Consider the following 26,625-nt stretch of genomic DNA (forward strand, 5'->3'; position numbering starts at 1 on the left):
AACCTCAGTAAAAGTATATAATTAATTTGCTGGCCATTAAGACCAACTATTTCAGACTAGTCAATTACCTTAAGCTCTTTACCCACTTTGATGAAAGCAGCAATCGCTTTGTCTAGATGTTCTTTGGTATGCCCTGCCGAAATTTGCGTACGAATTCTTGCTTTTCCTTTAGGTACAACTGGATAAAAGAATCCAATAGCATAAACACCTTCTTTTAGCAAACGATCAGCAAACTCTTGTGATAAAGCAGCATCATAAAGCATAATTGGTACAATTGGAGAATCTCCTTTAACGATATCAAATCCAGCTTTAACAATTGCTTCTTTAAAGTACTTTGTGTTTTCCTCTAACTTATCTCTCAAGGCTGTACTTCCATCTAAAATATCAAATACTTTAATTGATGCACCAACTAAAGAAGGAGCCAATGAATTAGAGAATAAATATGGACGAGAACGTTGACGTAACATATCAATCACTTCTTGACTAGCAACAGTGTATCCTCCCATAGCACCTCCTAGCGCTTTCCCAAGTGTACCGGTAATGATGTCTACCCTATCCATACAGTTGTAATATTCTGGAACTCCACGTCCAGTCTTTCCAATAAACCCAGCTGAATGACACTCATCGCTCATCACCAAAGCGTCGTACTTATCTGCTAAATCACAAATTTCATCCATCTTAGCGAAGTCACCATCCATAGAGAAAACCCCATCTGTGACAATAATTCTATGACGTTGATCTTGCGCTTTTTTCAATTGCTCTTCCAAATCCGCCATATCACTGTGTTTATAACGGTAACGTTGTGCTTTACACAAACGCACTCCGTCAATAATTGAAGCGTGGTTTAATTCGTCAGAAATAATTGCATCTTCAGCACCAAAAAGAGGTTCAAAAACACCTCCATTGGCATCAAAAGCAGCAGCATATAATATAGAATCGTCCTTTCCGTAGAATTTTGCAATTCTTTGTTCTAATTCTTTATGAATATTTTGTGTTCCACAGATGAAACGTACAGAAGACATTCCAAAACCGTGAGAATCCAATGTGTCTTTTGAAGCTTGAATGACCTCTGGGTGAGAAGATAATCCAAGATAGTTATTTGCACACATGATTACGACATCATCTTCTTTCCCGTTTCTAACCTTAACCTCAGCGCCTTGTGGCGTAATGATAACACGCTCTCTCTTATAAACGCCATCAACCTTAATTTGCTCTAGTTCTTTTGCTAAATGATCTTTTATTTTTCCGTACATCTGCTTTATTTTTGTTTCTAACAAAGCTAATCATTTCCGCCCTATTTATGAAGGTTTTACAGGAGAAAAGAGCAGGCTTACTCAAGTGGGTTATAAGTTAGTGCTTATAAGCTATCGCAGAAGGTTAACATGACCTACAATTTCTTTTCTGACCAACTTCGTATCTTCATAAATAATCTTCCAAACATAGGTTCCGTCTTGACAAACATGACCATTGTAAGTCCCGTCCCAACCTTCTTCAATGGAGGCCCCTTCGTAAACCACTTCTCCCCATCGATTAAAAATGATTATTTCAAAGTCTACAATATTTCCTCCTTGAACCATAAAAACATCATTAAAGCCATCATTATTCGGTGTAAATGTATTGGGAACATAGATCAAAGATTCGTATTTAATCGCCACCTCATCACTTGCTCTACACCCATTTTCATCGACATAAGTAACAGTATAAACCATTGATTGTGGTGGCGTAGCAATAGGGTCTTGGCAATTCACACACGACAAATATTCTGTTGGTGACCATGAATAAATACCTCCCGAACCACTCCCAATAGCCGACAACGGCACCTCATCACCTGTAAATCCAAAATAATCAGAACTAACATGAAGAATAGGCTCAGGAAAATGATCCACCTCTACTTCCGCTGTGGCAGAACAACCATATTCATCACTTACAATTACAGTATAAGTAGTCGCGTAATCTGGTTGTGCTGTAGTTATAGAGTCATTTGGTGATGCAACACTATGCGCTGGTAGCCATTGATAAGCCACTCCTCCACTCGCCCAAAGATGAACCACCTCTCTTGGACAAACGATTGTATCATTTCCTGCTTGCGGAAACACCTCTTGCAAATCTATATAAATACTGTCGGGAACTGTTCCACAAACATTTGTAAAGTCGATATAATACCAACGACTCTCTGTTGCGGAAATAGTCACTGCAGGTCCAGTAACAGTATTGATTTCAATATTGGGTGACCAAGAAATTATTGGTGCTCCTTCAACAAAAACATCTACAGACTCATCCTGACAAACCCGAATGGTGTCCTCTACAGTTGGAGCCGGAACATCTTGCACCACCACAACATGTATTACTTCAGTTAATATACATCCCTCTGCAGTGGTTATTTCTGCAATAAAATCCACATCTACTTCTGGAGCAACAAGAACTGTATCCTCATCTACTGCTCCAATAATTGCATTTGGGTTTGATGCAGACCATAAATAATCAACACCTCCAGTAACCCATAACTGAACAGTGTCTCCTTTACATATTTCTAAATCATCAATTGATTCGCTCACACCTTCAAATACCTCCAAGGTTAGCGTAAGTGTATCTGTTCCACATGTGTCAGAAACAATTACGGTAAATTCTGTTGTTTCATCTACAGTTGCGATTGGTGTTGGACTTGTGGGATCATCTAAAAAGCTGGCTGGTGACCACTCGTAAACAGATCCTCCTGAAGCCTCCAACCCATAAGGACTTCCCGGACAAACAGGGTCTGGAGGTTGAACAACCGCCCCATTAAAGTCTCCTATTTCAATCGTTAAATAACTGGTATCAGATTCAAAACATCCTTCTACATCACTAACGACAAACATCACCTCATAAGTTCCTGTATTTTGATAAAAATGACTCGGTTCAAACGCCGTGCTTGTAGATCCATCACCAAAATCCCAAAAGTAAGCACTTCCATTTTCAGAATCATTTGAAAAATGCGCAGAATCAGGCAAGCATATATAAGGCTCAGGAAGAGAAGTCGCTGAATAAATCGCCCCTAAATCAAATTTCCAAGCAGCTAAATTACAATTTGAACTATTGTTGGTTTCAGAATACGCACCTGGTGTGGTAGTAAATCCATTTGAATTTCCTCCACAAGCTCCACAAACGGCGTGATAAATTCTACCATGCTTATCGAATCGACTTGTTCCTCCATCCACATGATTATAGCTACTGGCTACTCCTCCCATGTAGGTACCATAATTAAGTGCCGTTGCATTTTCAGACAGCACACCAATATAGAAGTTGTTCCCATTTGTATTGGTCTGGTATGCATCTGCAGTTGTTGGAAACCCATTTGAAGTACTTCCTGTGGCTTGAACAGATTGATTGGTTTGTCCTCCCCAACCTGTATAATATATTTCATTACAATTTGAAACTAGAAATGCTGTGGGCGAAATTTCTACCACCCCATTTCCTCCTCCTACAATCGTTGACCAATTTAGAGTCGATAAATCTTGTGAATACTGTCGTATAAATTGTCCTGAATTGGGATTCGAATAGACCCCTGGAGTAATTGGCATTGAGCCAGCTGTTTGTCCGAAGGTATACACCCTGTCTGACTGATCCAATTGCACGAAGAAGGATTGGTCATAAGCATTTGTACCGATGTAAGTCCCGTTCAATATTGCTGAAGTTGTTCCATCCAACTCGGCAACAAATCCATCTGCTTGACCCCCTTGAAAAGTGGCTGTATGTCCTCCTGCAAATGGCAGCCCTGGAGATTTCGTCCCACCACTTACAAAAATATTGTTATTTGATGCCACTTGAATGGAATAACCGGCATCATCTTGATTTCCTCCTAGATAGGTAGACCAAATCAAAGAGGATAAATCCGGAGTCATCTTTGCGACTATTGCATCTTGATTTCCCCCTAGAGTTGCATCCGCTCCATTCACAATTGGAAAATCTGAAGACTGTGTTGAACTGGTAATCAAAACATCTCCAGCCTTGTCCAAAATTATTTCACCCCTAAAAACGTCTCCATAATTATAATTTAAAGTACTGACATTCAACCCGTCGTTTTTCGTTCCTCCAAGATAAGTACTATTCAACAAAGCTGTTCCATCGGCGCTTAACTTAGAAACAATCATATCTGTTCCATTGAACTGGATTGCTATTTGAGTGGTAATTGTTCCACTGTTAAATGTTGTTTGATATGCATTTGCTGACAAGGGAAAGTTCGATGATGCAGTTATTCCAAGAATATACAATTCATCTTGGTCATTGGTAATAATAGAATTTGGTGTTTCATTTCCGTTTCCACCGATATATGTTGAGTACAATAAGTTCGATCCATCACTTGAAAACTTGCTGATTCCAATGTCTATTTTGTAAAAAGAATGTCCTCCATTAAAGGTTTCATCATAGGCTCCTACTGAAACCGGGTAACCAGTTCCAAAGACAATTCCACCAGCATATAGGTTTCCATCATTATCTGGAGCAGCAGTAAATCCCCAATTATCAGAAGTAGAACCTGTAAAAGTCGAAAAAGTTAAACTTGGATCAATAACTAAAGTCTTTGTTGAGTCATAACCATTCGGAAAAAAGTAGCTGACCGTGTCGTTATTCTCTATAAATTTTGCAGCAACCGGCGTGTCCTCTTCAACTTTTGATGCATTCCAAACCATTAAATCATTTTCAAAAATAGAACCAAATCGGGTTTGAATTTCAATTTGGTTTTCATCTACCTTTAACCCATCCATTCCTTCGTAGAAAATTTGAATAACACTGGGGTCAACTCCAGGACTTACTTTAAAAGAATATTTAATTTTTTCTGGTGAACTCTCGAGGATTAAATCAATTCCAGGATAAAAATCCAATAGTTCAATCATTTTATACGAATGAATACGAGATTGCCATTTCGAGCTGTCACTGCCCAAAAAATAATTTTCATAAAACTCTGAGGAATCTTTTTCTATTTTTTCACCTTGCCATGAGGAGTTAACAAAATGACTATGAATTGTATGATGGCTAACACGATCAACACTTCCGCCTGTATGTGCTTCGTGGTAGACATCTCCTAAATCTGAAAGTGCAAACGTAAACTTGTCCTTTTCTACAAAAAAATCACCTTTTACTAATCCAACTTTATACAGAATCTTACTGTCCCATTGACCTCTGTTGGGTTCAAACCAGACATCCTCCCCTTGAGCCAAAAGACCATTGGCTAAAAAGCTAATAAACAAACACATGAATATCAATCGACCCATATTTCAAATATACAAATACTAATAGTTAAAATTAAATTATGGTGTTAAATCTCATTATTTCATCCTGAATAAAGACAGTTTCAAAAGGAGTTTCGTTGCTTTTATGAATTTTAATTCGACACAATATGAGAATTATGCGGTAAAAAGAGATTAATAAACTATTTTTGCACAAGAAAAAACAACAATTCCATGAGTGATGCAATTAAGCATGAGTGCGGTATAGCACTTCTTCGTTTAAAAAAACCTTTAGAATATTACATTGATAAATACGGAACGGCTTTTTACGGCTTAAACAAAATGTATTTGTTGATGGAGAAACAGCACAACCGAGGCCAAGATGGTGCTGGACTAGCTAACATAAAGTTAGACATGAGCCCAGGAGAACGCTACATTTCACGCAGTAGATCTATCAGTTCAAAACCAATTCAAGAAATCTTTACAAACATCAACAGGCGTTTGGAAGAAATTGGAGAGGAACATCCAGAGAAATTAAAAGATGTTGAGTTTTTGAAAAGAAATGCTGGTTTCACAGGAGAGCTTTTTTTAGGACATCTACGTTATGGTACCTCAGGAAAAAACAATCTTGAAAGTTGTCATCCTTTTCTTCGTCAAAACAACTGGATGACGAGAAACCTTGTGGTTGCTGGAAATTTTAACCTTACCAATGTAGACGAACTATTTGATGTCCTATTAAACTTAGGTCAGCATCCAAAAGAAAAATCAGATACAGTTACTGTTTTGGAGAAAATTGGGCACTTCTTGGATGTAGAAAATGAACAACTTTTCCAACACTATAAAACACAAGGTTACAACAACAGAGAAATCACCTCTAAAATTGCCGAAAGTTTAGACATTCAAAAAATATTAAAACGCGCCTCTGAAGATTGGGATGGTGGCTATACTATGTCGGGACTTCTTGGTCATGGTGATGCATTTGTTTTGAGAGACCCTGCAGGAATTCGTCCAGCGTTTTGGTACGAAGATGATGAAATTTGTGTGGTTACTTCTGAGCGTCCAGTGATACAAACTGCATTCAACTTAAAGAAGGAAGATATTAAGGAGCTCACTCCAGGACACGCTTTAATTGTAAAAAAGAATGGAAAAACTACCGAAGTAGAAATCAATACACCTACAACGAGAGCAGCATGTTCATTTGAACGCATCTACTTCTCTAGAGGAAATGATTACGACATCTACAACGAAAGAAAATTATTGGGTCAGTTATTGATTCCGCAAATCATAAAAAGCATCAACAACGAGTTAGACAACGCTGTCTTCTCCTTCATTCCAAACACTGCTGAAATGTCCTTCTACGGCATGATGAAAGGTTTAGAGGACTTCCTAAATATTGAAAAAATGGAAGCGATCAAAGCCTTGGGAAGCGAAATGTCTGATGAAAAGCTAAGCAAAATCTTAACCCGTAAAACACGATTCGAAAAAATCGCCATTAAAGATGCGAAACTAAGAACTTTCATTACTCAAGAAGATTCTAGAGATGATATGGTTGCTCACGTTTATGACATCACTTACGGTACCGTTAAGCGCAATGAGGACAACCTTGTTGTTATTGATGACTCTATTGTTCGTGGAACCACTTTGAAACAAAGTATTTTAAGAATTCTGGACCGTTTAGAGCCAAAGAAAATTGTAGTTGTTTCTTCTGCACCACAAATTCGTTATCCGGATTGTTATGGAATTGACATGGCAAGAATGAGCGAATTTATTGCCTTTGAAGCTGCAATAGAATTGTTAAAAGAAAGAGGAAAAGCATATATCATCGATGATGTTTACAGAAAATGTAAAGAACAAGCGCTTTATCCAAAGGAACAAATCAGAAATTATGTAAAAGAAATTTACGAGCCCTTTACTGCAGACGAAATTTCAAAGAAAATTGCTGAATTACTTACACCTGTTGGAATGAAATCTGAACTTGAGATTGTTTACCAAACAATTGAAAACCTTCATACAGCATGTCCAAACAATAAAGGTGACTGGTATTTCACCGGAAATTACCCAACCCCAGGCGGAAACAAAGTAGTCAATAAAGCATTTATGAATTACATCGAAGGAAATACGAACAGGGCTTATAGTTAAATCATGAAAAGGCAAACGGCAATATTTTTCTATATTTTAGGAGTTTATGTTGTCCTTCAGTTTGTTTGGTGGGGCTATCACCTAATAGAACTTTCATCTGAGATCAATACACCGGAGTCTCAAAGAAAGAGAATCATCATGATTACAAGCGAAGGCTTTGTTTTCTTTATGATATTATTACTTGGCCTTTGGAAAATCAGAAGTTCGATACAAAAGGAAATGCGGATGTCTAAACGACAGAACAACTTTCTTTTGTCGGTAACCCATGAATTAAAAACGCCCCTTACTTCGAATAAACTCTACCTTCAGACCTTACTAAAAAGAAGCAACCTTGAACGTGAGCAGCAAGAAGATTTAATTCGACATGCTATTGCCGAGAACATCCGTTTGGAGGACATGATTGAGAATATTCTAACAGCAACACGCATTGAAAATCACCGATTACAACTCAATTTTGAAGAGCATAACCTCAGTGAAGAAATCACCAGAATTACGAATAAGTGGTCTGAAAACAGAACTTCGGTAAACCTTCAAGTTGAAGAAGGAATCATCTGTAGAGTTGATTTATTCATAATAGAAACCGTTTTGCATAACCTTTTAGAAAACGCCTTTAAATATGCCGGAGAAACTCCCGGAATAGAGGTCTACCTCAAAAGAGAAAAAAACCTAATTATCTGGGGGGTGAAAGATAAAGGAAAAGGTATTCCAGCAGAATATAAAAATGATGTTTTCGGAAAGTTTGTTCGACTAGGAAATGAAGAAACGAGAGATCAAAAAGGAACTGGTCTCGGATTATTTATTGTCAAGAGCCTTGTTAAATTTCATGGAGATACCATAAGCTATCTCCCCAATAAACCACAAGGCTCGCATTTTAAAATTACGCGAGATGAAAAACGATAAAAAGGTTGGACTCATCATCCTTGACGGATGGGGAATTGGCGACAAAAGCCAGTCTGATGCTATTTATAACGCCAACACACCAGTAATGGATGGATTACTGAAAGAGTATCCTAATGCGACTTTATTAACTTCTGGAGAAAACGTAGGGCTTCCTCATGGCCAAATGGGAAATTCGGAAGTAGGCCATTTAAACATTGGAGCAGGAAGAATTGTCTACCAAGAACTTACCCGAATTAATAAATCGATTGAAGAAAAAGAATTCTTTGGCATAGATATTCTTCAGGCCGCCATGAAAAAAGCGAAGAATCAGAATCAAAAGGTACATTTTATTGGTTTGGTTTCAGAAGGTGGTGTTCACAGCTCACAAAAACACTTACATGCACTTTGTGATATGGCCACTCAGTTTGATTTAAAAAAAGTTTACATCCATGGATTTACAGACGGCAGAGATTGTGACCCAAAGAGTGGAAGAACTTTCTTCAATAACCTTGAACAACACATCGCCAACACCCCTGTGAAAGTTGCAAGTATCATTGGTAGATACTATGCCATGGACAGGGATAAAAGATGGGAACGTGTAGAACAAGCATACAACTTAATGACTTCTGGAAAAGGTCAACGTTTCAATACTGTAGACAATGTATTTGAGCATTGGTATACCGAAGGAGTTACTGATGAATTCATCAAGGCCTCTGTTATAAACCATGGAGATGAAAACACTCAGATAGAAAATGGAGATCTTGTCATTAGCTTTAACTTCAGGACAGATCGGCCAAGAGAAATCATAACAGTTTTGAATCAAAAAGCAATTGAAGGATATCAGATGAAACCTTTATCCATTGATGTTTTAACAATGACCTCTTACGATGACACCTTCAAAAATGTTGGTGTAATTTTCGAAAAAGATAACCTAAAAAACACCTTAGGAGAGGTAGTTGAAGCTGCAGGAAAAACCCAAGTTCGAATTGCCGAAACAGAAAAATATCCGCATGTTACATTCTTTTTCTCTGGAGGTAGAGAAGTTGAATTTGAAGGTGAAAAAAGGATTCTTGTGAATTCACCAAAGGTCGCTACTTATGATTTACAACCTGAAATGAGCGCCATTGAAGTAACCGAAAAAATAACAGAAGAAATCAACGATAATACCCCTGATTTTTTCTGTTTGAACTTTGCTAATCCAGACATGGTTGGTCATACTGGAGTTTACTCTGCAATTATCAAAGCTGTGGAGACAGTTGACAGTTGCCTAGATAAAGTCATCAAAACAGCACAAGCAAATGGATATGAAATTATGGTTATCGCTGACCATGGAAATGCAGACATGACGATTAACCCTGATGGCTCACCCAATACAGCTCATTCCTTAAATCCTGTTCCAGTTGTTTATGTTACAGAGGAACAATTGCAAATTCAAGACGGAATACTAGCTGATGTTGCACCGACCCTCTTAAACAGAATGGGCTTGGTTCTTCCTTCAGAAATGACAGGAAAAGATTTAATTCAATAAGGTAAGGTTTTTATATAACGTAAAAAGGCTGTCTAAGATTAGACAGCCTTTTTTTTTAGGCTACACTGTGTAAGTTATTATTTTTTCTCGCCTCTAAACAAGTGAACAAATCCATGTTCTTCAATTTCTTCACCTGAAGAGTTAGTCAGTTTAAATTTATAGAAATATACTCCATCGGCACATTCCACGTCTCCGTTATCTACGTTACCATTCCACTTAAAGTCTACATCAGAACTTTCAAAGACAACGTTACCCCATCTGTTTAGGATTACAATCTCTAGTGCCATAGCGTTTTGGGCATTGATTGTGAAGTAATCATTTTGATTATCTCCGTTTGGCGTAAATCCGTTCGGCATATCATAGTTTAACGGAAGTAAAACTGTTATTACTTTCGAAGCTTGATCAGTACAAGCACCTTCAACTGTAGTCAAAGTAACCGTATAAGTTCCCTCTTCTAAATAAGTTGAATATTGTGTACTCATGTCGTTTACACTTGCAGTTTGTCCATTTCCAAAGTCCCATTCATAAGACGAAGCAGGATCTGAAGTATTCGTAAACGTAACATCTAAAGGAGCCGCTCCCATTTCTGGATCAGCATCAAAACTAGCTGTTGGTGGTGGGTTTTGCTCTAAAAAGATACTATCCGTAACACTACAAACATCATCTGTAATCGTAAAGTAGTACCAACCAGAAGGTTTATTTGGCCATGCAGAAGCACTTACCTGCGAAGGATTGTTTGCTCCTGGTCCTTGCCAAGTAAATACAGGTGTACCCGTATATCCAGGCTGATGACCAAACCCAACGACTGCTCCATCTGCCATTCCACAATTAGCTGGATATTGTACCAGAGAATCAATTTTCAAAGTTTGGTTCAGTTGAACACGAGCGGTATCCACATATTCAAAACCACAGGCATCAGTGGAGGTCACGATAAACTCTGTCATTCCATTATCCCATACACTACCAAATGTATTGGCTCCAGTTTCTCCATTACTCCAAGAGTAAGTGTAAGGTGGGAAACCTCCTTCAGTGGTCGCCCATAAAGGCACACTATCATTAGCACAAAGCAAAGTTGTATCGGTTGAGGTCACAGTAGAATAGGGTTCATCATCTATCCATATAATTCCTTCCGAATAGACGGTATCCCCACAGGCCGTTACCGAAAAGGCAGAAATAATCACACTTTCTGGTCCTTCAAAGGTATTGTCATTAATTGGGTTAATAGTCAACACGATAGAGTCTTGCCCAGGGTAGAACACTACACTATCACCAGGAGCCAAGTTAGGAAAATCTGTTCCTTGAGTTGCAGTTCCTGTAACATCAAAATAAATTATTAATGTATCACTTGTTTGATTTGGCGGACGTGTAAAGTGAACTGTTCCTTCTGTACACCCTTCAAAAAGCAGACTATCTGAGGCTGCGGTATTGGTTTCAATGCTAATGTCTACACCTCCTGAAGAGAATGAGTTGGCTTCTAAAAACACTCCTGAATCGAAACCTGTATCAGAAACATTTGAAATGGCCATTTTAATATGAAAAGTATCACCACAGGTTAGGCCTGAATTCGCAGGTAAAACAACAGTACTTCCATTATAAGAAGGTGATGAAGGAATATTTGCAAAGGCGGCAGTATAGCTGGTTGTAAAATAAACATTATTGGCTTGCCAGTTAGGGTCTGCCGAAGCACAGTTACCTGAAACATCAGCATTTGTTCCGTTATTAACAGTATTAATACCTACAGGAATATTTGCAGAATTTGGAACGGTTGCAATGTTTATTGCATTATTCGAATAAGGCCCATTAATTCCTGGTCCTGAAATAAAAAACCCAAATACATCATTATAATTTGAACATGTAAATGAAGTGTATTCTGCAGAAGCAAAAACGTAGTTAAACGAAAGCGTATCTCCTGAAGGTACAAAGTCAAACTCAATTACAACTCCATTGGTAGGATTACTTGTGGTAATGGCTTGTAAATCCGCATCTGTAACAGCAGGAGCAGAATTGGTATTCAACAATACTCCTTGTGAAATCGGAAAGTTGGATGTACCATTATTAAACTGACGAACCGATTGCTGGGCGGTGTTTGCATTTACTGCAGACCCATTATAGGTAATATTAAATGCATTAATTCCGGCACCTAAGAGTACATCTTCAACGGCTTGAACTGGTGTCATCGTTGGATTCACCAAGTTTATTTGTTGGGAAAATGTTGATGAGACCATCAATAGGGCTGCTATAAATGTGAGTAAAAATTGCTTTTTCATCTTCTTGAATTATTTATGTCGTATTCATTAGACTCTATGCATGTCTATAAAGTTGCATGAATATAAATATTATTCGCAAACAGAACAGCACCAGGTATAAATTGACTCTTGTGCGATAGAGAATTACCCTTCTTTTTAACACCTAAAAAATGAATTAGCAGAATCACTGAAGACAAAAAGTAACATATAGGGGTTCATGAGAATAAAACTTTCTATTAAAAAATAGGTGAAGATTTGATGTATAGCGGTTTTTTAAAAGCTAAAACGAAACGCCCTAGAGTTCATAATTTTGGCTCTATTTGAGAACAGTAAAAACAATTTTGACTGCATTCTGTTCTAACACCATTGTACCTGCAAGGTGTTTATGTTTAATTTTTTAACTTTACAGAAAAAGAATTTCAATGAAAAAGACACAAGATTTTATAAGCAATAATCAACAAAGATTTTTAGACGAACTTTTTGAATTACTTCGTATTCCATCTGTTTCTGCAGATCCAGCGAATAAAAGCGATGTACAATCAGCAGCAGAACTCGTTGCAAAACACTTGAAAGAAGCCGGAGCAGATGAAGTTGAAATCTGTCAGACTGCAGGTCATCCAATTGTTTACGGAGAGAAAATTATAGACCCAAAATTACCTACAGTATTGGTTTATGGCCATTACGATGTTCAACCAGCTGACCCTATCGAACTTTGGGACTCTCCTGCATTTGAACCTATCATTAAAAAAACAGACATTCATCCTGACGGAGCAATATTTGCAAGGGGAGCTTGTGATGACAAAGGGCAAGTTTTTATGCACATCAAAGCTTTTGAAGCGATGAGTAAAAATGGTGAACTTCCATGTAATGCTAAGTTCATGATTGAAGGGGAAGAAGAAGTAGGTAGTCCAAACTTAGCGATTTTCATCAAAGAACAAAAAGAACGTTTAGCAGCAGATATTATTTTGGTTTCTGACACTGGAATTATTGCGAATGATGTGCCTTCTATTACAACTGGTTTAAGAGGCTTAAGTTATGTAGAAGTAGAAGTAACAGGTCCAAACAGAGATTTACACTCTGGACTTTATGGAGGAGCTGTAGCAAATCCAATCAATGTTTTATCAGATATGATTGGGCAATTGCAAGACGATAAACACAAAATTACTATCCCTGGTTTTTATGATAAAGTTGAAGTATTAACCGAGGAAGAAAGAAATGAAATGGCGCGTGCACCTTATGATGAAGAAGAGTATAAAGCTTCAATCAAAATCAATGCTGTGCAAGGTGAAGAAGGATACACGACAAGAGAGCGAAGTTCAATTCGTCCAACACTAGATGTCAATGGAATTTGGGGAGGATACATTGGTGAAGGAGCCAAGACAGTATTGCCTTCAAAAGCTTTTGCGAAAATCTCTATGCGTTTGGTACCTCATCAAGATCCAGATGAAATTACGGAATTGTTTAAGCAATATTTTGAAAGTATCGCTCCTGAATCTGTAACAGTTAAGGTAAATCCACACCATGGTGGCTTGCCAGCTGTAACCCCAATCGACTCTAAGGGTTATATAGCTGCAAGTAATGCAATGGAAAAAACATTTGGAAAGAAACCTATTCCTTTAAGAAGCGGAGGAAGTATTCCAATTGTGGCATTGTTTGAGCAGGTATTAGGATTGAAAACAGTATTGATGGGGTTCGGATTAAACAGTGATGCTATTCATTCGCCGAACGAACATTATGGCTTATTCAACTTCTATAAAGGAATTGAAACGATCCCTTATTTTTATGAAGAATTTGCAAACTTAAACAAGTAATATATGAAAAACTTCAAGTACTTAGTCGTATTATTATCTGTCCTGTTTATTACTACAGGATGTCTAGAGGATCCAGAATTCAAAGGCGTATCTAATTTTAAATTAGATGAATTAAACAAAGAAAAAATATCTTTTAACATTGATGTTTCGGCCTACAATCCAAATGGCTATAATTTGAAAGTGAGAAAATCTTCTTTTAAACTCTACCTCAACGACAAGTATATTGGAAATGCTCAGCTTCTTCAGAAATACAAAATGAAAAGGAAGACCACTACCCTAGACAATGTTCCGGTAGAAGTACTTTTAGAAAAAGGAGTTCTACTTTCCCTAATGAAGATTGCTACGGGTGGAACTGTAAACTTAAGACTAGAGGGAGTCCTTAAAGCTTCAGTTGTTGGAATTCCCGTGAGAAAACACATTGACCAAACTAAAAAGATCAACCTCAAAGACTTAGACATAAACCTAGGTCAGTTTTTAAACTTTTAAAATACAATGAAAAAATACACCAACGATTTAATCAATTCAAGTAGTCCTTACCTTCTCCAACATGCACACAACCCCGTAAATTGGGTCGAATGGAGTGAAGAAGCTTTTACAAAAGCAAAGGACGAAGGGAAACTTGTTTTGATTAGCGTTGGTTATTCTGCTTGTCACTGGTGTCATGTCATGGAACACGAAAGCTTTGAAGATGAAGCTGTGGCAGAACTCATGAACAAATACTTGGTGTGTATTAAAGTCGACAGAGAAGAACGTCCTGATGTAGATCAAATCTACATGAACGCTGTACAACTCATGACCCAACAAGGAGGTTGGCCATTGAACTGTTTTGCGCTTCCTGATGGTCGTCCAATATTTGGCGGAACATATTTCCCCAAAAACAATTGGATGGAGATCATTCAACAACTATGGAAAACCTATCAAGAAGACTTACCACGTGTTGAGGAATATGCAAAACAACTCACCGAAGGGGTCATCAATTCAGAATTGGTTGAAGTTGTGGAACCAAAACAAGATTTCGATCCTGCTACATTAACGGAGATGGTTCAAAAATGGAAGCAAATCTTTGACTTTGAAGAGGGTGGTGATAACAGAGCCCCAAAGTTTCCCATGCCAAATAATTTCGAATTTCTATTGCGTTATGGTTACCAATTAAACGACCAAACAGCAATAAACCACGCGCATAAATCGCTAAAAAAAATGGCTTTGGGCGGAATTTATGACCAATTAGGAGGTGGCTTTTCAAGGTACTCCGTTGACCATTTATGGAAGGTTCCTCATTTTGAAAAAATGCTTTATGACAACGGACAGCTTTTGTCTGTTTATGCGAAAGCCTATCAACACGACAATCAGTTAATTTACAAAGATGTAATTGACCAAACCATAGCTTGGATGATGCGTGAAATGCGCCATAAAGACCATGGGTTTTATTCGGCATTAGATGCTGACTCTGAAGGCGTAGAAGGGAAGTTTTACACATGGACAAAGACAGAGCTCCAAGATGTTTTAAAAGAAGATTTTGATTGGTTTAGTGAATTCTATAATGTAAACGATGTGGGCTATTGGGAGGATAATCAATATATTCTTTTAAGGAAGTCTACAAAGGAAGAATGGTGCAGTGAAAAAGGAATGTCGCTCATAAAATTTGAACAACAATTAGAACTTGCACATCAAAAGCTAAATAAAGTTAGAGACCAAAGAACTCATCCAGGTTTGGATGACAAACAACTAACTTCCTGGAACGCAATGACCATAAAAGGACTAGCAGAAGCTGGTTTAGCATTGCAAAACACGAACTATATCGATGAAGCAAAAAAAACAGCAAATTGGTTGGTCGATCATCAATTGAACAACGACAACGGGCACCTATACCGAACACGAAAAGATGGAAAATCAAAAATCAATGGTTTTTTGGAAGATTACGCTCATGTTATTGATGCCTTTATCACACTTCACGAAACAACATTTGAACAGAAGTGGATTAACCTTGCCAAAACATTATTGGATTTTACGACCGATCATTTTTATGATGAGCAGTCTAAAATGTTCTTTTTCACAGATAAGGATACAGAATTGCTCACTCGAAAGCTTGAGGTCAATGACAATGTTATTCCTGCTTCCAACAGTGTGATGGCGCACAATTTATTCAAACTTGGTAAACTCTACCATTCTGATAAATATGTTCAGATGTCGAAGCAGATGTTGTCCAATGTATACGATCAAATGCCAAGGTATGGCGCTGGATATTCTAACTGGGCATTATTGGCACTTTCATATACCGAGCCTTTTCATGAAGTAGCCATCACAGGTGAGGACGCCGTACAAATTCGATACGAATTGGGCGAAAGCTATATTCCAAATGTGGTTTACGGTGGCGGGAATAAAGTGACTACTCCGTTTTTGCAAGACAAAGCATTTACACAACAGAGCACCATTTACATTTGCGAAGACTTTGCTTGTCAAGCACCTACTCAAGAAATAACTGAAGCACTTTCAATATTAAAGGGATAAAAGAAAAAGGCTTTCCGATAATTTCGAAAAGCCTTTCTATATTCAATTTAAGCTTAAGTTTCTATTCTAAAAAGTTTGAGTAAAACTCCATGATGGTGTAATCATTTCCATCGAATTGGATGGTTCTAACTCCAGAAGAAAGTAAAAATCTCATGATTACCCTTCTGTCACTTTCTGCATCAGAAATCAGCAATATTTTAGCAACCTTAGTTTCATCACTATACTCAACTGTGAAGTAATCAGTATAATATTGAGCTGACTTATCAATAGTTTCAGAGGTTATTTCACTTGGCATAACAAAAATAACTTCTTTTTTAGCGAGATTGGCTTTCAAAAGATCTTTATCTCCTTCTACTTTAGCAGTTTGAGCAAAGCTCACTAAAGCGAAAAACATTATTGCGATAAGTGTAATTATTTTTTTCATAACTCTATTTATTTTTAAAGAAGACTAAATATGCGGATAAAAAGTTGCATCTACAAATTAACTTCTTTATTTTATTTATTTAATAACCTTCGGTCAAAACATGTGCCACGATGGTAAATACTAGGCTAAAACATCAAATTAAACGCACTAGTCTTCTTCAAATGTAAGTCAAAACAAGGAAAACTCAATACAAAAATTCATAAATCTCTTTTAGAAACGATTCAAATTGAATAATTCTAAATACTGAGATAGATTTTTATATTTACTCACCGTAATAAAAACAAACAATATGAACCCATTTTTCACAGAAGACAAAATAGAAGCTGGATGCGATGAAGCAGGAAGAGGATGCATCTCTGGACCAGTGGTTGCTGCTGCTGTAATTCTCCCTAAAGACTGTATTCTACCAAGTTTAAATGACTCAAAGCAATTAAGCGCCAAAAAACGTCAGCAATTGGTCCCTCTCATAAAAGAAATGGCTCTTTCTTATTCGGTTGCCTTTATAGACCAAGTACGTATTGATGAGATCAATATTCTTAACGCCAGTTTTGAAGCCATGCATAAGGCCGTTGATGGATTAAATCAAAAGCCAGAGCTTTTATTGATCGACGGGAATCGATTCAATCCTTACCCTGAAATTCCACATGAATGCATTGTTAAAGGTGACGCTAAATTCCTTAGCATTGCTGCTGCATCAGTCCTGGCCAAAGAAGCTAGGGATGAATTTATGCAAAACATTCACAAAGAACATCCAGAATATGATTGGCAAAAAAACATGGGCTATCCAACAAAGGCGCACAAAGCTGCTGTTCTTCAATACGGAGCAACAAAATATCACAGAAAAACATTTAAGCTTTAATTCTTTTCTTAAATCTCAACTGTATTATCCAAAAGAACATTAATTCGTTAATAAAATTCATCAAAGCAGTGAGATTGTTTATCTTTAAGCCTTAGTTTTGAAAAAAATAATTGGATGAAGCGTTTTATTCTTATCAGTATAGTATTGTCTGCCATTGCTTGGATTGCTTATTCAAGTTATGAGTTATGGATTAATGTAGACAATACTGTAAATCCGGAGAACGTCTTTTGCAATGAAGATCAATCCATACTACTGATTAATAAATTTGAGGAAACAAAAGATGCCAATTACTTTGAAGCCATTAAAGGTAACCCCTTAGCCCTCACATTACCAGCTCTTGACTCTTTGCCTTATCAAGGATTGAAAATTTATGCAAGCGGTAATCGTGCGATTATTATTTTCGAAAAAGACAGTAAATGGAAAAGCGCTGAGGCTGCCCACATCAACTCCTTTTTCAAACTAAAGGATGTTACTTATAAATTTGAAGGTAGACACCTAATGATTTCAAAAGATTACCAATACTGTGAAAATAAACTCACTAAAAACCTTTTGCTTGAAGGTGATAAAAAAGCCTCTGCAAATTTTTGGGTGAATCTTGGTCAACAATGGAAACGAACAGATGTATACAATTTGAGCAAAGGATTTTTCGAATACAGATCTAGCGAACCCAACGCGGTGTATGGTGAAGCGGTAAAAGATATTCCAATCTTCTCCTCTGTCATTCCGCATTCAAGCTCATCCTATTTATTTAAAGAGCGTTTCTTTGCAGCGAGCAAAGATTCTATTTTTAAAGATGGCCCTATGAATTTATGGGTTGATAAAGGTTATGTGACTATTGATTACGAAGGACACCATATTTTGGTAAGCGATTATCGCTCACAACAAACCCCAAGCTTAATTTTAATCGAACAATCTAAAAACGAGGATTCTGTACTTGTTTTAGAAGACATGCACTCATTTAGTGGTTTTCAACTTACCCATGACTTCCCTTTAAAGGAAAAGTCCCGATTTTATGTTATTGAAATTGAAGATAAAGTCTTATTTATTGAATCAAAAAGTATTGCCCGAAAGATTTTGGTTAATTACCAGCTAGGAAAAACTTTAGCTTTGAGTCCAGACCGTCAAGAACAGTTTTTTGGTGGACTCCCTTCCCATGTTAATATGCGTGACATTTCAATGGATAAAAAAGCCAGTTTAACATGGAAAAACAACCTCATGTTTGAGGTGAATACACAACCGCCAAGTGAACAATTAAACATTGCTGATAAAACAACGTGGTCAACCTCGGTGAAGCATGAAACTTATAAATTAGTTCCAATCACTGATCATTTAAGGAATGGCACCTCTGTTTTAAGTCATGACCAATCAGGGAAGTATGAACTTGTAAGTCCAAATGGCAAGACCCTATGGCAAGGCGATGTTAAATCTCCAATTCAAGGAGAAGTTATGGTGGTGGATGTATTCAATAACAACAAACACCAATTCTTATTCCGTACAAAAAGACAAATTCATTTAATTGATTTAAACGGAAATGATGTAGGAGGTTTCCCTTACCAATCAGAGCACGATTTAACAACGGGGATCAGTGAATTTGTATGGAATGGGACCAAACGTTTTTTAATTGGTAACCAACAAGGAGAAATCATCATGTTGAACAGCGCTGGTCTTGAACTGAACATCATTCAGGTTGGAAAAGAAGGAATCGTTTCAACTCCTTATGCGTTAAACATTAAGGGGAACTTAAGGGTGTGGGCTGTTAACGCTGACTTTCAACAGTACCTCGGATACCTAGAAACACCTGCTAAGGCTCAACTAATCGGTAAAACGACAGTTCAACATGCGATAAAATATAAGGGACGAGTAATCACTTATTTTCAGAAGGACGGAAAAGTTTACAGTCAAGTCTCAGATATAAAAGGAGTAGAAAACAAAGATGCTCGACTCATTGATAACGGTCAGTTATTTAAAGTCAACGCTGAATACTTTATCATTTCTAACGGCAACAATTTCAAGGTATTTAATCATGACAATGAAATTCTTTACAGTAAACAACTACCATTCAACGAAGTAGGTACATTCGACTACCATTCAGCAAGCAAAACAAGTGTTGTTTTTGATTATCTTCAAAACAAGATCCATGCATTTAACAAACTAGGAGAAACACTTGAAGGCTTTCCAAAAGAAGGTAGAAATAAAACGATTTCCTACTTCAATAAAAACGACAATACACTTTACACTTATACGATAATTGCCCAATCAATTATTTGTTATAAGAATAAATACTAGTCTCAAAGTCGTATTTCTAATTGCTTTTATTAGATTTGTCCTAGAGATTACTCTATTTAAGAAACACATTACGAAACACTAAACTACAGGTTTATGAAGAAAATTAAGTTTTTGACAATAACGATTTTTGCGTTTTTGTTACTCAACATCCCTACTTCAAAGGCTCAAAATTACCTTGGAGTTATCCATAGTAATTACGCTGGAATCATGGGGGCCGACCTCCAACCGGCATCGATAGTAGACAACCGATTCATGGTTGATGTTAACCTATTTAGTGTCAATGTTGATGTTTGGCAAAATGCTAAATATTTTGACGCTAGTATTCTGCCTAAAAGAAGTTGGTTGCATTCCTTAAGAAAAGACACTGCATGGCAAAGTACACCGAACTTGTACGAGAATTACTTTCATGACATAGAAGACTACAATGATCCAAATGCTAAAGCCCGGGGTGCATCTATGAGTTCTCAGCTAGATATTTTGAATTTCATGTTTCACATCAACCCAAAGATAGCTGTAGGGTTCTCTGCAAAGTTGCGATTTATAAACAATTTAGATGAAATTAACCCACAAGTATTAAAACTTGCAGAGGAAGGCTTAAATTACAATCCTCTTTGGAGCACAAAAATAGACGGTTCATTACTGTCTCAAAATGCTTTAGCATGGGCCGAATATGGAGTTAATTATGCGCAAGTTTTAGCAGATGAAGGTGAACATTTCTGGAAAGTTGGAGGACGTTTAAAATTCAACCAAGGGATTGCTTCTTCTTATGTTTACTCTAAAGATTTAGACTTCGAATTATTAAACAAGGATACGGCTACAACAATGCGTGGTGATTTTAACTTTGGGTATTCTGAGAATATAAATCAATATTTTTCCAACACTTCAGGAACAACGACTTTTGGAGATTTCTATAAATTGACTTCAAAGTTAGGAATAGGAGTTGATTTGGGAGTTGTTTACGAATGGAGACCTGATTGGAAAGAATATAAATACGACATGGACGGTGAAACCAACATTTGGAGAAGAGACCGTAACAAGTATAAAATTCGTGCTGGGTTCTCACTACTTGACTTCGGAGGAATGCAATTCACCAAAGCAGATAAAAGTAGAAACTTTAGTGTAAACACTACACAACTAGATTTAACCATTTTTGATGATGCTGAAACACCAGGGCAATTCACTCAAATTGTTGATAGTTTAATCCAAAATGATCCTGATTGGACAGCCAGTGAAGACACTTCTGAAACCTATTACATGAATACCCCAACGGCAATTAGTTTTCAGTTTGATTACAACATCTACAAGGACTTTTATGTGAATGCTACAGCATACATTAATGTTAACCCAAAAACGAATGCTACAAACGTTCGTATGATGAACCAATTCTCGGTGACTCCAACTTACGATTTTAAGTGGGCTGGTGTGGGTGTCCCTCTATCCTATAATCCACATGCAGGATTTAGAGCAGGATTAGGATTGCGCCTAGGTCCTCTAACTGTTGGGGTACCTGATTTAAAAACTTTATTCCCAGGAGGAAAAGTGAGAGGTGCTGGGTTCTATGCAGGCCTGCGTGTACCTGTACTTTATGGTCATCCAAGTGATATTGATAATGATTTGGTATCCGACAAAAAAGACGAATGTATTGATGTACCGGGAGTATGGGCGTTTAGAGGATGTCCTGATACGGATGGTGATGGAATTCAAGACTCTGAGGACGATTGTCCGATGACGCCAGGATTGGCTGAATTCAACGGATGTCCTGACACAGACGGAGATGGTATTCCAGATAAAGATGACGAATGTCCAGAAGAAGCTGGTTTAGCGGAATTCAATGGATGTCCTGACACTGACGGAGACGGAATTCCAGACAAAGATGACGATTGTCCAAATGAGGCTGGTTTAGCTGAATTCAACGGATGTCCTGACACTGATGGCGACGGTATTCCTGATTTCGAAGATGCTTGTCCAGATGTACCTGGTCCAAAAGAATACAATGGATGTCCTGACACCGATGGAGATGGAGTTTTAGACTTCTTGGATGAATGTCCTGAAATACCAGGTCCTGAAGAAAACAACGGTTGTCCATGGCCAGACACAGATGGTGACGGTATCTTAGACAAAGACGATGAATGTCCAAACTTACCTGGTCCGAAAGAAAACAACGGTTGTCCTTATACTGATACAGATGGAGACGGTGTACCAGATAAAGATGATGATTGTCCAGAAACGCCTGGTCCAGTTGAAAACAATGGTTGTCCAGAAATCGACGAAGAAGTTCAAGAAATTCTTAAAACTGCATTTGACAATCTAGAGTTTGAAACTGCTCGTGCAACAATCAAGCAAGAATCTATAGAATCATTGAATGAACTTGCAGAAGTATTGTTGAAGAAAGAAGACTGGAGTTTACAAATTGCGGGTCACACAGACAATGTTGGAAACGCACAAAGCAACTTAATTCTTTCGAAGAAACGTGCAGAGTCTGTAAGGGACTTCATGATTGAAAGAGGAATTGAAAAAGAAAGATTATTTGTTCTTTACTTCGGTCAAACACAACCAATAGAGTCAAATGACACGAAAGAAGGTAGACAAGCCAACAGACGTGTTGAGATGACAATTATTTTTAAATAAATAAATATTATTAATTTTAATGTCCGTGGCAGGTTTGTCACGGACATTTTTAATATAAAAAAACGATGAAAAACATTAAAGTATTCTTATTCTTTATACTCCTTACAGGCCTTACCCTATCTTGCGATCAAAAAGAAAAAATTGCAGAAGCTGGAGAAAACAACGCCATAGAAACTGAAGAAACACTTTCTTCTGAAGAAGGAGAAGACCATCCAAATCAAGTTGCATTTATGCAATATCCAAATGCAAAAAAAATCATGGAAATCGATGAGCGAGTTGATCCATCGCGTGTTGTAAAATCACTTCGCTGGGAAAAGCAAACTAAGGACCATGGTTCAGAATTCATTCAAGTTTCAGCCTTCCTAAACGAAGATGGTTTTCCAATGAAAATTACAGAGCAATTCATTGATGGTAATTTCAGACCACAAGGAGAAAGAAACTACTACCTTGAAGACCAAAAGCTTATTGCTTTTATAGAACTTGCTGATGTTTGGATAGATTCTAACATCACCAACTATATTGAAAAGCGTACGCTTTATAATGATGACATGCCAGTAATTACCCAAACAAGAAAAGCTCAAGATTATACCCAAATAGAATTCGAAAATTGGAAAAACATTGCAACTGAACATCATTCTTTAGAAAAGGTAAACAAAATTTTAAATGGATCAGGTGAATTTCAAACGCATTTCATCAGTGTTATTAAAGCCGATAATTTGTTTATTCTCTTGGGTGAGAACAAACCACAAAATCAGGAACGTTACACCACAGCACTTCGTATTGATGAAATGACACCATTCATAGAAGACTTATTAAACAATTTGGACAAGTATAAGTTTCGCCCAGTAGACATAGAGTTTACCGTTGTTGGTGGAAGCAATGAAGCTGAATATCGGGTTTTAACCGATATCGCATGGAAAAACAAGTAAGCAAAAGAGGGCAATCCATTTTTCTAATTAATTTTGTACCATGATTGACGAAATAATAAAATTTGCATTTAAAGAAGATTTAGGAAATGGAGACCACACTTCACTTTCTTGTGTACCTGAAAATGCAGTAGGGAAAGCAAAATTACTTGTAAAAGACGATGGAGTAATTGCTGGAGTTGAACTTGCTGAAAAGATTTTCCATCATTACGATCCCACGCTAAAAATCACCCAGTATATTCAGGATGGTGAAAAAGTAAAGTTCGGTGATATCGTTTTCGAAATCGAAGGTAAATCCAGATCAATTCTTGCTACTGAACGCTTAGTCCTTAATTTCATGCAGCGCATGAGTGCAATTGCAACACAAACAAGATCGATTGTTGACAGTATTGCAGGAACACATGCTAAACTCCTAGACACACGTAAAACCACTCCAGGAATTCGTGCCTTAGAAAAATGGGCTGTGAAAATTGGAGGAGGGCACAATCACCGTTTTGGATTGTATGATATGATCATGATAAAAGACAACCATATTGATTACGCTGGGGGAATTGAAAAATCCATCGTGAGTGCAAATAATTACCTCAAAAAAAATAATTTGGACATCCAGATTGAAATTGAAGTTCGTGATGAGAAAGAGCTTGATGAAGTTTTAGCAGTAGGAAATGTTGATCGAATTATGCTCGACAATTTTACACCAGAGCAAATCAAAGCTGTTCTTCCTAAAATACCAAACACTATTGAAACAGAAGCGTCGGGAGGAATAACCAAAGACAACATTCGTGGTTATGCAGAAACTGGAATCCAGTACATTTCTTCGGGAGCACTTACACACTCTGTTAAATCAATGGATTTAAGTCTAAAAGCAATTTACTCTTAACAATTAAAGAATGGCACAAATTACAGAGAAATACATTACAGAAGCAGTTCTGAAAATTGATGGATTAACCGAAGACAGTTTAGAAAAACTATCTGAAACGCATGTACTTGCACAAGATGTTTTTGTTGGATACATTTTATCTTCCGCAATTGAATATGAAAATGATAGTCTTTTGGATTATCTTATTTATTATTTCAATATTTTTTCTGAAGCAGCAGCGATGCAAGGCGTTAAAATGAAAAAAATTGACGAAACAATTATCGATGAGTTTCAAGAGGAATATATTCAAACCTTAGATGAATATATGGAAACCGATGATGAAGACTTAATCAATAGTCTATGTAATCAACCCATGATGCTTTCTTTCCTTGTCCATGAAATCAGTGGTGCAGATGAAACAGGAGCTGTGATGGAAGAAGATTTGGCAACAAATGTTTTCATTGTTGGCATTGCACTTATCGCTTTGATGAATAGAGCCTTTATCGATTAATTAATAACCTATGGAGGCCAAATCAATTGTTCAAAAAATGATGGAAAAAGATGCTTTTTCTCAATGGATGAACATTGAAGTTGTAGATATTAAACCTGGTTATTCAATACTAAAAACAACCGTTGTTCCAGAAATGGTCAACGGTTTTTTAATTGCCCATGGAGGCATATCCTACAGCCTTGCAGATTCGGCTTTAGCATTCGCTGCAAACGCACACGGAAAACAATGCGTGAGTATAGAAACCTCTATTTCACACACTCGCCCTGCAAAAACTGGGGACATTTTAGTCGCTACCTGCAAAGAATTAAACAGAGGAAAAACCATTGGTGTTTATCAAGTTACCGTTTGCAATCAAGACCAGAAAACGATTGCGCTTTTTAAAGGCACTGTACATATTTCTGACAAGGACTGGACACCTTAATTACACTCCCATAATCCAGCGGATCAGTTTTAATTTCTTGGGTGAATAAGGTGGGTATTTCACACTTGGGTCCAACCAAGTTGCCTTATTTAAAATACTTTTATGGTGTGTAAAAGTATCAAACCCAGCCTTTCCATGGTAACTTCCCATTCCACTAGTTCCTACCCCACCAAAAGGCAATTGACTGTTTGCAATATGCATGATTGTATCATTTACAGCCCCTCCACCAAAGGAAATTTCATCAATAATTCTGGTTTTGTATGAACTGTTGTTTGAAAACATATAGCACGCCAGAGGTTTAGGCTGTTTTTTCACCTGATGAATGGCCCAAGACAAATCTTCATAAGGAATAACCGGTAAAATAGGACCAAAAATTTCATCTTCCATGATCCGATCAGAGAAATCAACATTCTTCATCAACACAGGCGGAAAATATCGCGTGGCTGGATCAAAATCACCGGCAAAGTATACCTTTTCTTCATCAATCAACCCTTTAAGACGATCATAATTGGCGTCGTTGATGATCTGAACATAATTTTCATTCTTCAATGCAAAATCCATTTCTAGAATTCTGTTCTTCATTTTTTGTAAAAACTCATCTTGAATTGAAGATTCAACCAAAATATAATCTGGAGCAATACAAGTTTGACCAGCATTCAAAAATTTCCCCCAGACAATTCTGTTCACGGCAACATCTAGATTGCAGTTTTTAGAAACAAATGCTGGACTCTTCCCTCCCAGCTCCAAAGTTACCGGCGTTAAGTGTTTTGCAGCAGCTTGATAAACGATTCTCCCCACCTTTATGCTTCCCGTAAAAAAGATCTTATCCCACTTCATGCTTAGCAAATCTGTGGTGACCTCAACCCCTCCTTCAACAACATGGAAAAATGATGACTCAAAATTAGAATTGACAATTTCTGCAATAATATTGCTTGTTTCAGAAGGCACCTCACTGGGCTTTAACACCACGGTGTTTCCAGCAGCAATTGCAGCCACAACTGGAGCAAAAGAAAGTTGAATAGGATAATTCCATGCTCCAATTACCAAGCAAGTCCCTAAAGGCTCTGGATAGATATAACTCTTCGCTGGAAAATTCAATAAGTTAGTTCTTACCCGCTTTCGTTTAGACCATTTTTGCACTTTGGAAACAGCCTCGTCAATGTCTAAATACACCAACGCTAACTCATTGGTAAAAGCATCAAAATTTGATTTTTTAAAATCATTGTAAATTGCTTTGTACATTTTCTCTTCATTACTCTTCAAAGCAGTTTTTAATTGCTTGAGTTGTTTCACTCTAAACTTTATCTCCTTTGTCGAATTCGTATTGAAGAAAATATTCTGTGCTTTTATCAATTCTGTTATTTGCTCATGCTCCATATTATAAAGTTAAGGTTTATAT

17 protein-coding genes and 2 pseudogenes are annotated in these 26,625 nt (G+C 37.2%); 14 read left to right on the forward strand and 5 right to left on the reverse strand.

Features of this window, described 5'->3' with window-relative positions; genetic code table 11:
* Positions 1 to 56 precede the first annotated feature (56 nt).
* Together kbl and ACN0U3_RS05870 are read right to left on the reverse strand one after the other, a co-directional pair.
* Positions 57 to 1,253: a glycine C-acetyltransferase gene (gene kbl, locus ACN0U3_RS05865; protein WP_417265507.1), complete on the reverse strand. Its 1,197-nt coding sequence runs from the start codon at positions 1,251 to 1,253 to the stop codon at positions 57 to 59.
* A 111-nt stretch (positions 1,254 to 1,364) separates the two neighbouring features.
* Positions 1,365 to 5,246, reverse strand: coding sequence for a gliding motility-associated C-terminal domain-containing protein (locus tag ACN0U3_RS05870; protein ID WP_417265508.1), 3,882 nt, complete (start codon positions 5,244 to 5,246; stop codon positions 1,365 to 1,367).
* A gap of 189 nt (positions 5,247 to 5,435) precedes the next feature.
* On the opposite strand from ACN0U3_RS05870, the gene ACN0U3_RS05875 reads away from it, so the two are divergent.
* From ACN0U3_RS05875 to gpmI, 3 genes are read left to right on the forward strand one after another with little or no spacing between them, the layout of a single operon-like run.
* Positions 5,436 to 7,340, forward strand: a complete 1,905-nt coding sequence (locus ACN0U3_RS05875; protein WP_417265509.1) for an amidophosphoribosyltransferase — start codon at positions 5,436 to 5,438, stop codon at positions 7,338 to 7,340.
* Between the two features lie 3 nt (positions 7,341 to 7,343).
* Positions 7,344 to 8,240, forward strand: a complete 897-nt coding sequence (locus tag ACN0U3_RS05880; RefSeq protein ID WP_299207250.1) for a sensor histidine kinase — start codon at positions 7,344 to 7,346, stop codon at positions 8,238 to 8,240.
* Positions 8,227 to 9,747 carry a 2,3-bisphosphoglycerate-independent phosphoglycerate mutase gene (gpmI, locus tag ACN0U3_RS05885; protein WP_417265510.1) on the forward strand — a complete coding sequence of 507 codons (1,521 nt, stop codon included), beginning with the start codon at positions 8,227 to 8,229 and terminating at the stop codon, positions 9,745 to 9,747. The genes ACN0U3_RS05880 and gpmI overlap by 14 nt, the downstream gene beginning before the upstream one ends.
* Positions 9,748 to 9,824: 77 nt before the next feature.
* Here gpmI and ACN0U3_RS05890 read toward each other — a convergent pair whose 3' ends face one another.
* Positions 9,825 to 12,014 (reverse strand): choice-of-anchor L domain-containing protein, encoded by a 2,190-nt coding sequence (locus ACN0U3_RS05890; RefSeq protein WP_417265511.1) that lies wholly within the window; start codon positions 12,012 to 12,014, stop codon positions 9,825 to 9,827.
* Positions 12,015 to 12,415: 401 nt separating this feature from the next.
* Between ACN0U3_RS05890 and ACN0U3_RS05895 the strand changes: the two genes are divergently transcribed.
* From ACN0U3_RS05895 to ACN0U3_RS05905, 3 genes are read left to right on the forward strand one after another with little or no spacing between them, the layout of a single operon-like run.
* Positions 12,416 to 13,804 carry a dipeptidase gene (locus ACN0U3_RS05895; protein ID WP_299207244.1) on the forward strand — a complete coding sequence of 463 codons (1,389 nt, stop codon included), beginning with the start codon at positions 12,416 to 12,418 and terminating at the stop codon, positions 13,802 to 13,804.
* A 3-nt stretch (positions 13,805 to 13,807) separates the two neighbouring features.
* Positions 13,808 to 14,290: an LEA type 2 family protein gene (locus ACN0U3_RS05900; protein ID WP_417265512.1), complete on the forward strand. Its 483-nt coding sequence runs from the start codon at positions 13,808 to 13,810 to the stop codon at positions 14,288 to 14,290.
* Between the two features lie 6 nt (positions 14,291 to 14,296).
* A complete protein-coding gene (locus ACN0U3_RS05905) occupies positions 14,297 to 16,312 on the forward strand; it encodes a thioredoxin domain-containing protein (protein WP_417265513.1) in 2,016 nt (671 codons plus the stop codon).
* Positions 16,313 to 16,373: 61 nt separating this feature from the next.
* Here ACN0U3_RS05905 and ACN0U3_RS05910 read toward each other — a convergent pair whose 3' ends face one another.
* Complete coding sequence (locus ACN0U3_RS05910; RefSeq protein WP_417265514.1) at positions 16,374 to 16,736, reverse strand: hypothetical protein; 363 nt, start codon at positions 16,734 to 16,736, stop codon at positions 16,374 to 16,376.
* Positions 16,737 to 17,025: 289 nt separating this feature from the next.
* Here ACN0U3_RS05910 and ACN0U3_RS05915 point away from each other — a divergent pair, with 289 nt between their 5' ends.
* The 8 genes and pseudogenes from ACN0U3_RS05915 (at position 17,026) to ACN0U3_RS05950 (ending at position 25,226) form a co-directional block, all read left to right on the forward strand.
* Positions 17,026 to 17,595: a ribonuclease HII gene (locus tag ACN0U3_RS05915; protein ID WP_417265515.1), complete on the forward strand. Its 570-nt coding sequence runs from the start codon at positions 17,026 to 17,028 to the stop codon at positions 17,593 to 17,595.
* A 114-nt stretch (positions 17,596 to 17,709) separates the two neighbouring features.
* Positions 17,710 to 19,881 carry a hypothetical protein gene (locus tag ACN0U3_RS05920; protein ID WP_417265516.1) on the forward strand — a complete coding sequence of 724 codons (2,172 nt, stop codon included), beginning with the start codon at positions 17,710 to 17,712 and terminating at the stop codon, positions 19,879 to 19,881.
* A 207-nt stretch (positions 19,882 to 20,088) separates the two neighbouring features.
* Positions 20,089 to 21,360 (forward strand): annotated as a pseudogene (locus ACN0U3_RS05925) (DUF5723 family protein); the annotation flags it as partial.
* A 192-nt stretch (positions 21,361 to 21,552) separates the two neighbouring features.
* Positions 21,553 to 22,509: pseudogene (locus ACN0U3_RS05930) on the forward strand (OmpA family protein); the annotation flags it as partial.
* A gap of 65 nt (positions 22,510 to 22,574) precedes the next feature.
* Positions 22,575 to 23,438 (forward strand): hypothetical protein, encoded by an 864-nt coding sequence (locus tag ACN0U3_RS05935; protein ID WP_417265517.1) that lies wholly within the window; start codon positions 22,575 to 22,577, stop codon positions 23,436 to 23,438.
* 40 nt (positions 23,439 to 23,478) lie between these two features.
* The gene (gene nadC, locus ACN0U3_RS05940; protein WP_417265518.1) at positions 23,479 to 24,315 is read left to right on the forward strand and encodes a carboxylating nicotinate-nucleotide diphosphorylase; all 837 of its coding nucleotides are present in this window, start codon (positions 23,479 to 23,481) and stop codon (positions 24,313 to 24,315) included.
* A 10-nt stretch (positions 24,316 to 24,325) separates the two neighbouring features.
* A complete protein-coding gene (locus ACN0U3_RS05945) occupies positions 24,326 to 24,805 on the forward strand; it encodes a hypothetical protein (protein ID WP_417265519.1) in 480 nt (159 codons plus the stop codon).
* A gap of 10 nt (positions 24,806 to 24,815) precedes the next feature.
* Positions 24,816 to 25,226: a PaaI family thioesterase gene (locus tag ACN0U3_RS05950; protein WP_299207223.1), complete on the forward strand. Its 411-nt coding sequence runs from the start codon at positions 24,816 to 24,818 to the stop codon at positions 25,224 to 25,226.
* Here ACN0U3_RS05950 and ACN0U3_RS05955 read toward each other — a convergent pair whose 3' ends face one another.
* Positions 25,227 to 26,603 (reverse strand): aldehyde dehydrogenase, encoded by a 1,377-nt coding sequence (locus tag ACN0U3_RS05955; protein WP_417265520.1) that lies wholly within the window; start codon positions 26,601 to 26,603, stop codon positions 25,227 to 25,229.
* Positions 26,604 to 26,625 lie beyond the last annotated feature (22 nt).

Origin of the sequence: Brumimicrobium sp. (genome assembly GCF_048268645.1) — a bacterium.
In the GTDB taxonomy this organism is placed as follows: Bacteria; Bacteroidota; Bacteroidia; order Flavobacteriales_D; family Crocinitomicaceae; genus Brumimicrobium; species Brumimicrobium ulvae.

Excerpts from the sequence above, each read along its gene's own strand:
- kbl (WP_417265507.1), bottom strand. The coding sequence starts at position 1,253 with ATGTACGGAAAAATAAAAGATCATTTAGCAAAAGAACTAGAGCAAATT.
- ACN0U3_RS05870 (WP_417265508.1), bottom strand. The coding sequence starts at position 5,246 with ATGGGTCGATTGATATTCATGTGTTTGTTTATTAGCTTTTTAGCCAAT.
- ACN0U3_RS05875 (WP_417265509.1), top strand. The coding sequence starts at position 5,436 with ATGAGTGATGCAATTAAGCATGAGTGCGGTATAGCACTTCTTCGTTTA.
- ACN0U3_RS05880 (WP_299207250.1), top strand. The coding sequence starts at position 7,344 with ATGAAAAGGCAAACGGCAATATTTTTCTATATTTTAGGAGTTTATGTT.
- gpmI (WP_417265510.1), top strand. The coding sequence starts at position 8,227 with ATGAAAAACGATAAAAAGGTTGGACTCATCATCCTTGACGGATGGGGA.
- ACN0U3_RS05890 (WP_417265511.1), bottom strand. The coding sequence starts at position 12,014 with ATGAAAAAGCAATTTTTACTCACATTTATAGCAGCCCTATTGATGGTC.
- ACN0U3_RS05895 (WP_299207244.1), top strand. The coding sequence starts at position 12,416 with ATGAAAAAGACACAAGATTTTATAAGCAATAATCAACAAAGATTTTTA.
- ACN0U3_RS05900 (WP_417265512.1), top strand. The coding sequence starts at position 13,808 with ATGAAAAACTTCAAGTACTTAGTCGTATTATTATCTGTCCTGTTTATT.
- ACN0U3_RS05905 (WP_417265513.1), top strand. The coding sequence starts at position 14,297 with ATGAAAAAATACACCAACGATTTAATCAATTCAAGTAGTCCTTACCTT.
- ACN0U3_RS05910 (WP_417265514.1), bottom strand. The coding sequence starts at position 16,736 with ATGAAAAAAATAATTACACTTATCGCAATAATGTTTTTCGCTTTAGTG.
- ACN0U3_RS05915 (WP_417265515.1), top strand. The coding sequence starts at position 17,026 with ATGAACCCATTTTTCACAGAAGACAAAATAGAAGCTGGATGCGATGAA.
- ACN0U3_RS05920 (WP_417265516.1), top strand. The coding sequence starts at position 17,710 with ATGAAGCGTTTTATTCTTATCAGTATAGTATTGTCTGCCATTGCTTGG.
- ACN0U3_RS05935 (WP_417265517.1), top strand. The coding sequence starts at position 22,575 with ATGAAAAACATTAAAGTATTCTTATTCTTTATACTCCTTACAGGCCTT.
- nadC (WP_417265518.1), top strand. The coding sequence starts at position 23,479 with ATGATTGACGAAATAATAAAATTTGCATTTAAAGAAGATTTAGGAAAT.
- ACN0U3_RS05945 (WP_417265519.1), top strand. The coding sequence starts at position 24,326 with ATGGCACAAATTACAGAGAAATACATTACAGAAGCAGTTCTGAAAATT.
- ACN0U3_RS05950 (WP_299207223.1), top strand. The coding sequence starts at position 24,816 with ATGGAGGCCAAATCAATTGTTCAAAAAATGATGGAAAAAGATGCTTTT.
- ACN0U3_RS05955 (WP_417265520.1), bottom strand. The coding sequence starts at position 26,603 with ATGGAGCATGAGCAAATAACAGAATTGATAAAAGCACAGAATATTTTC.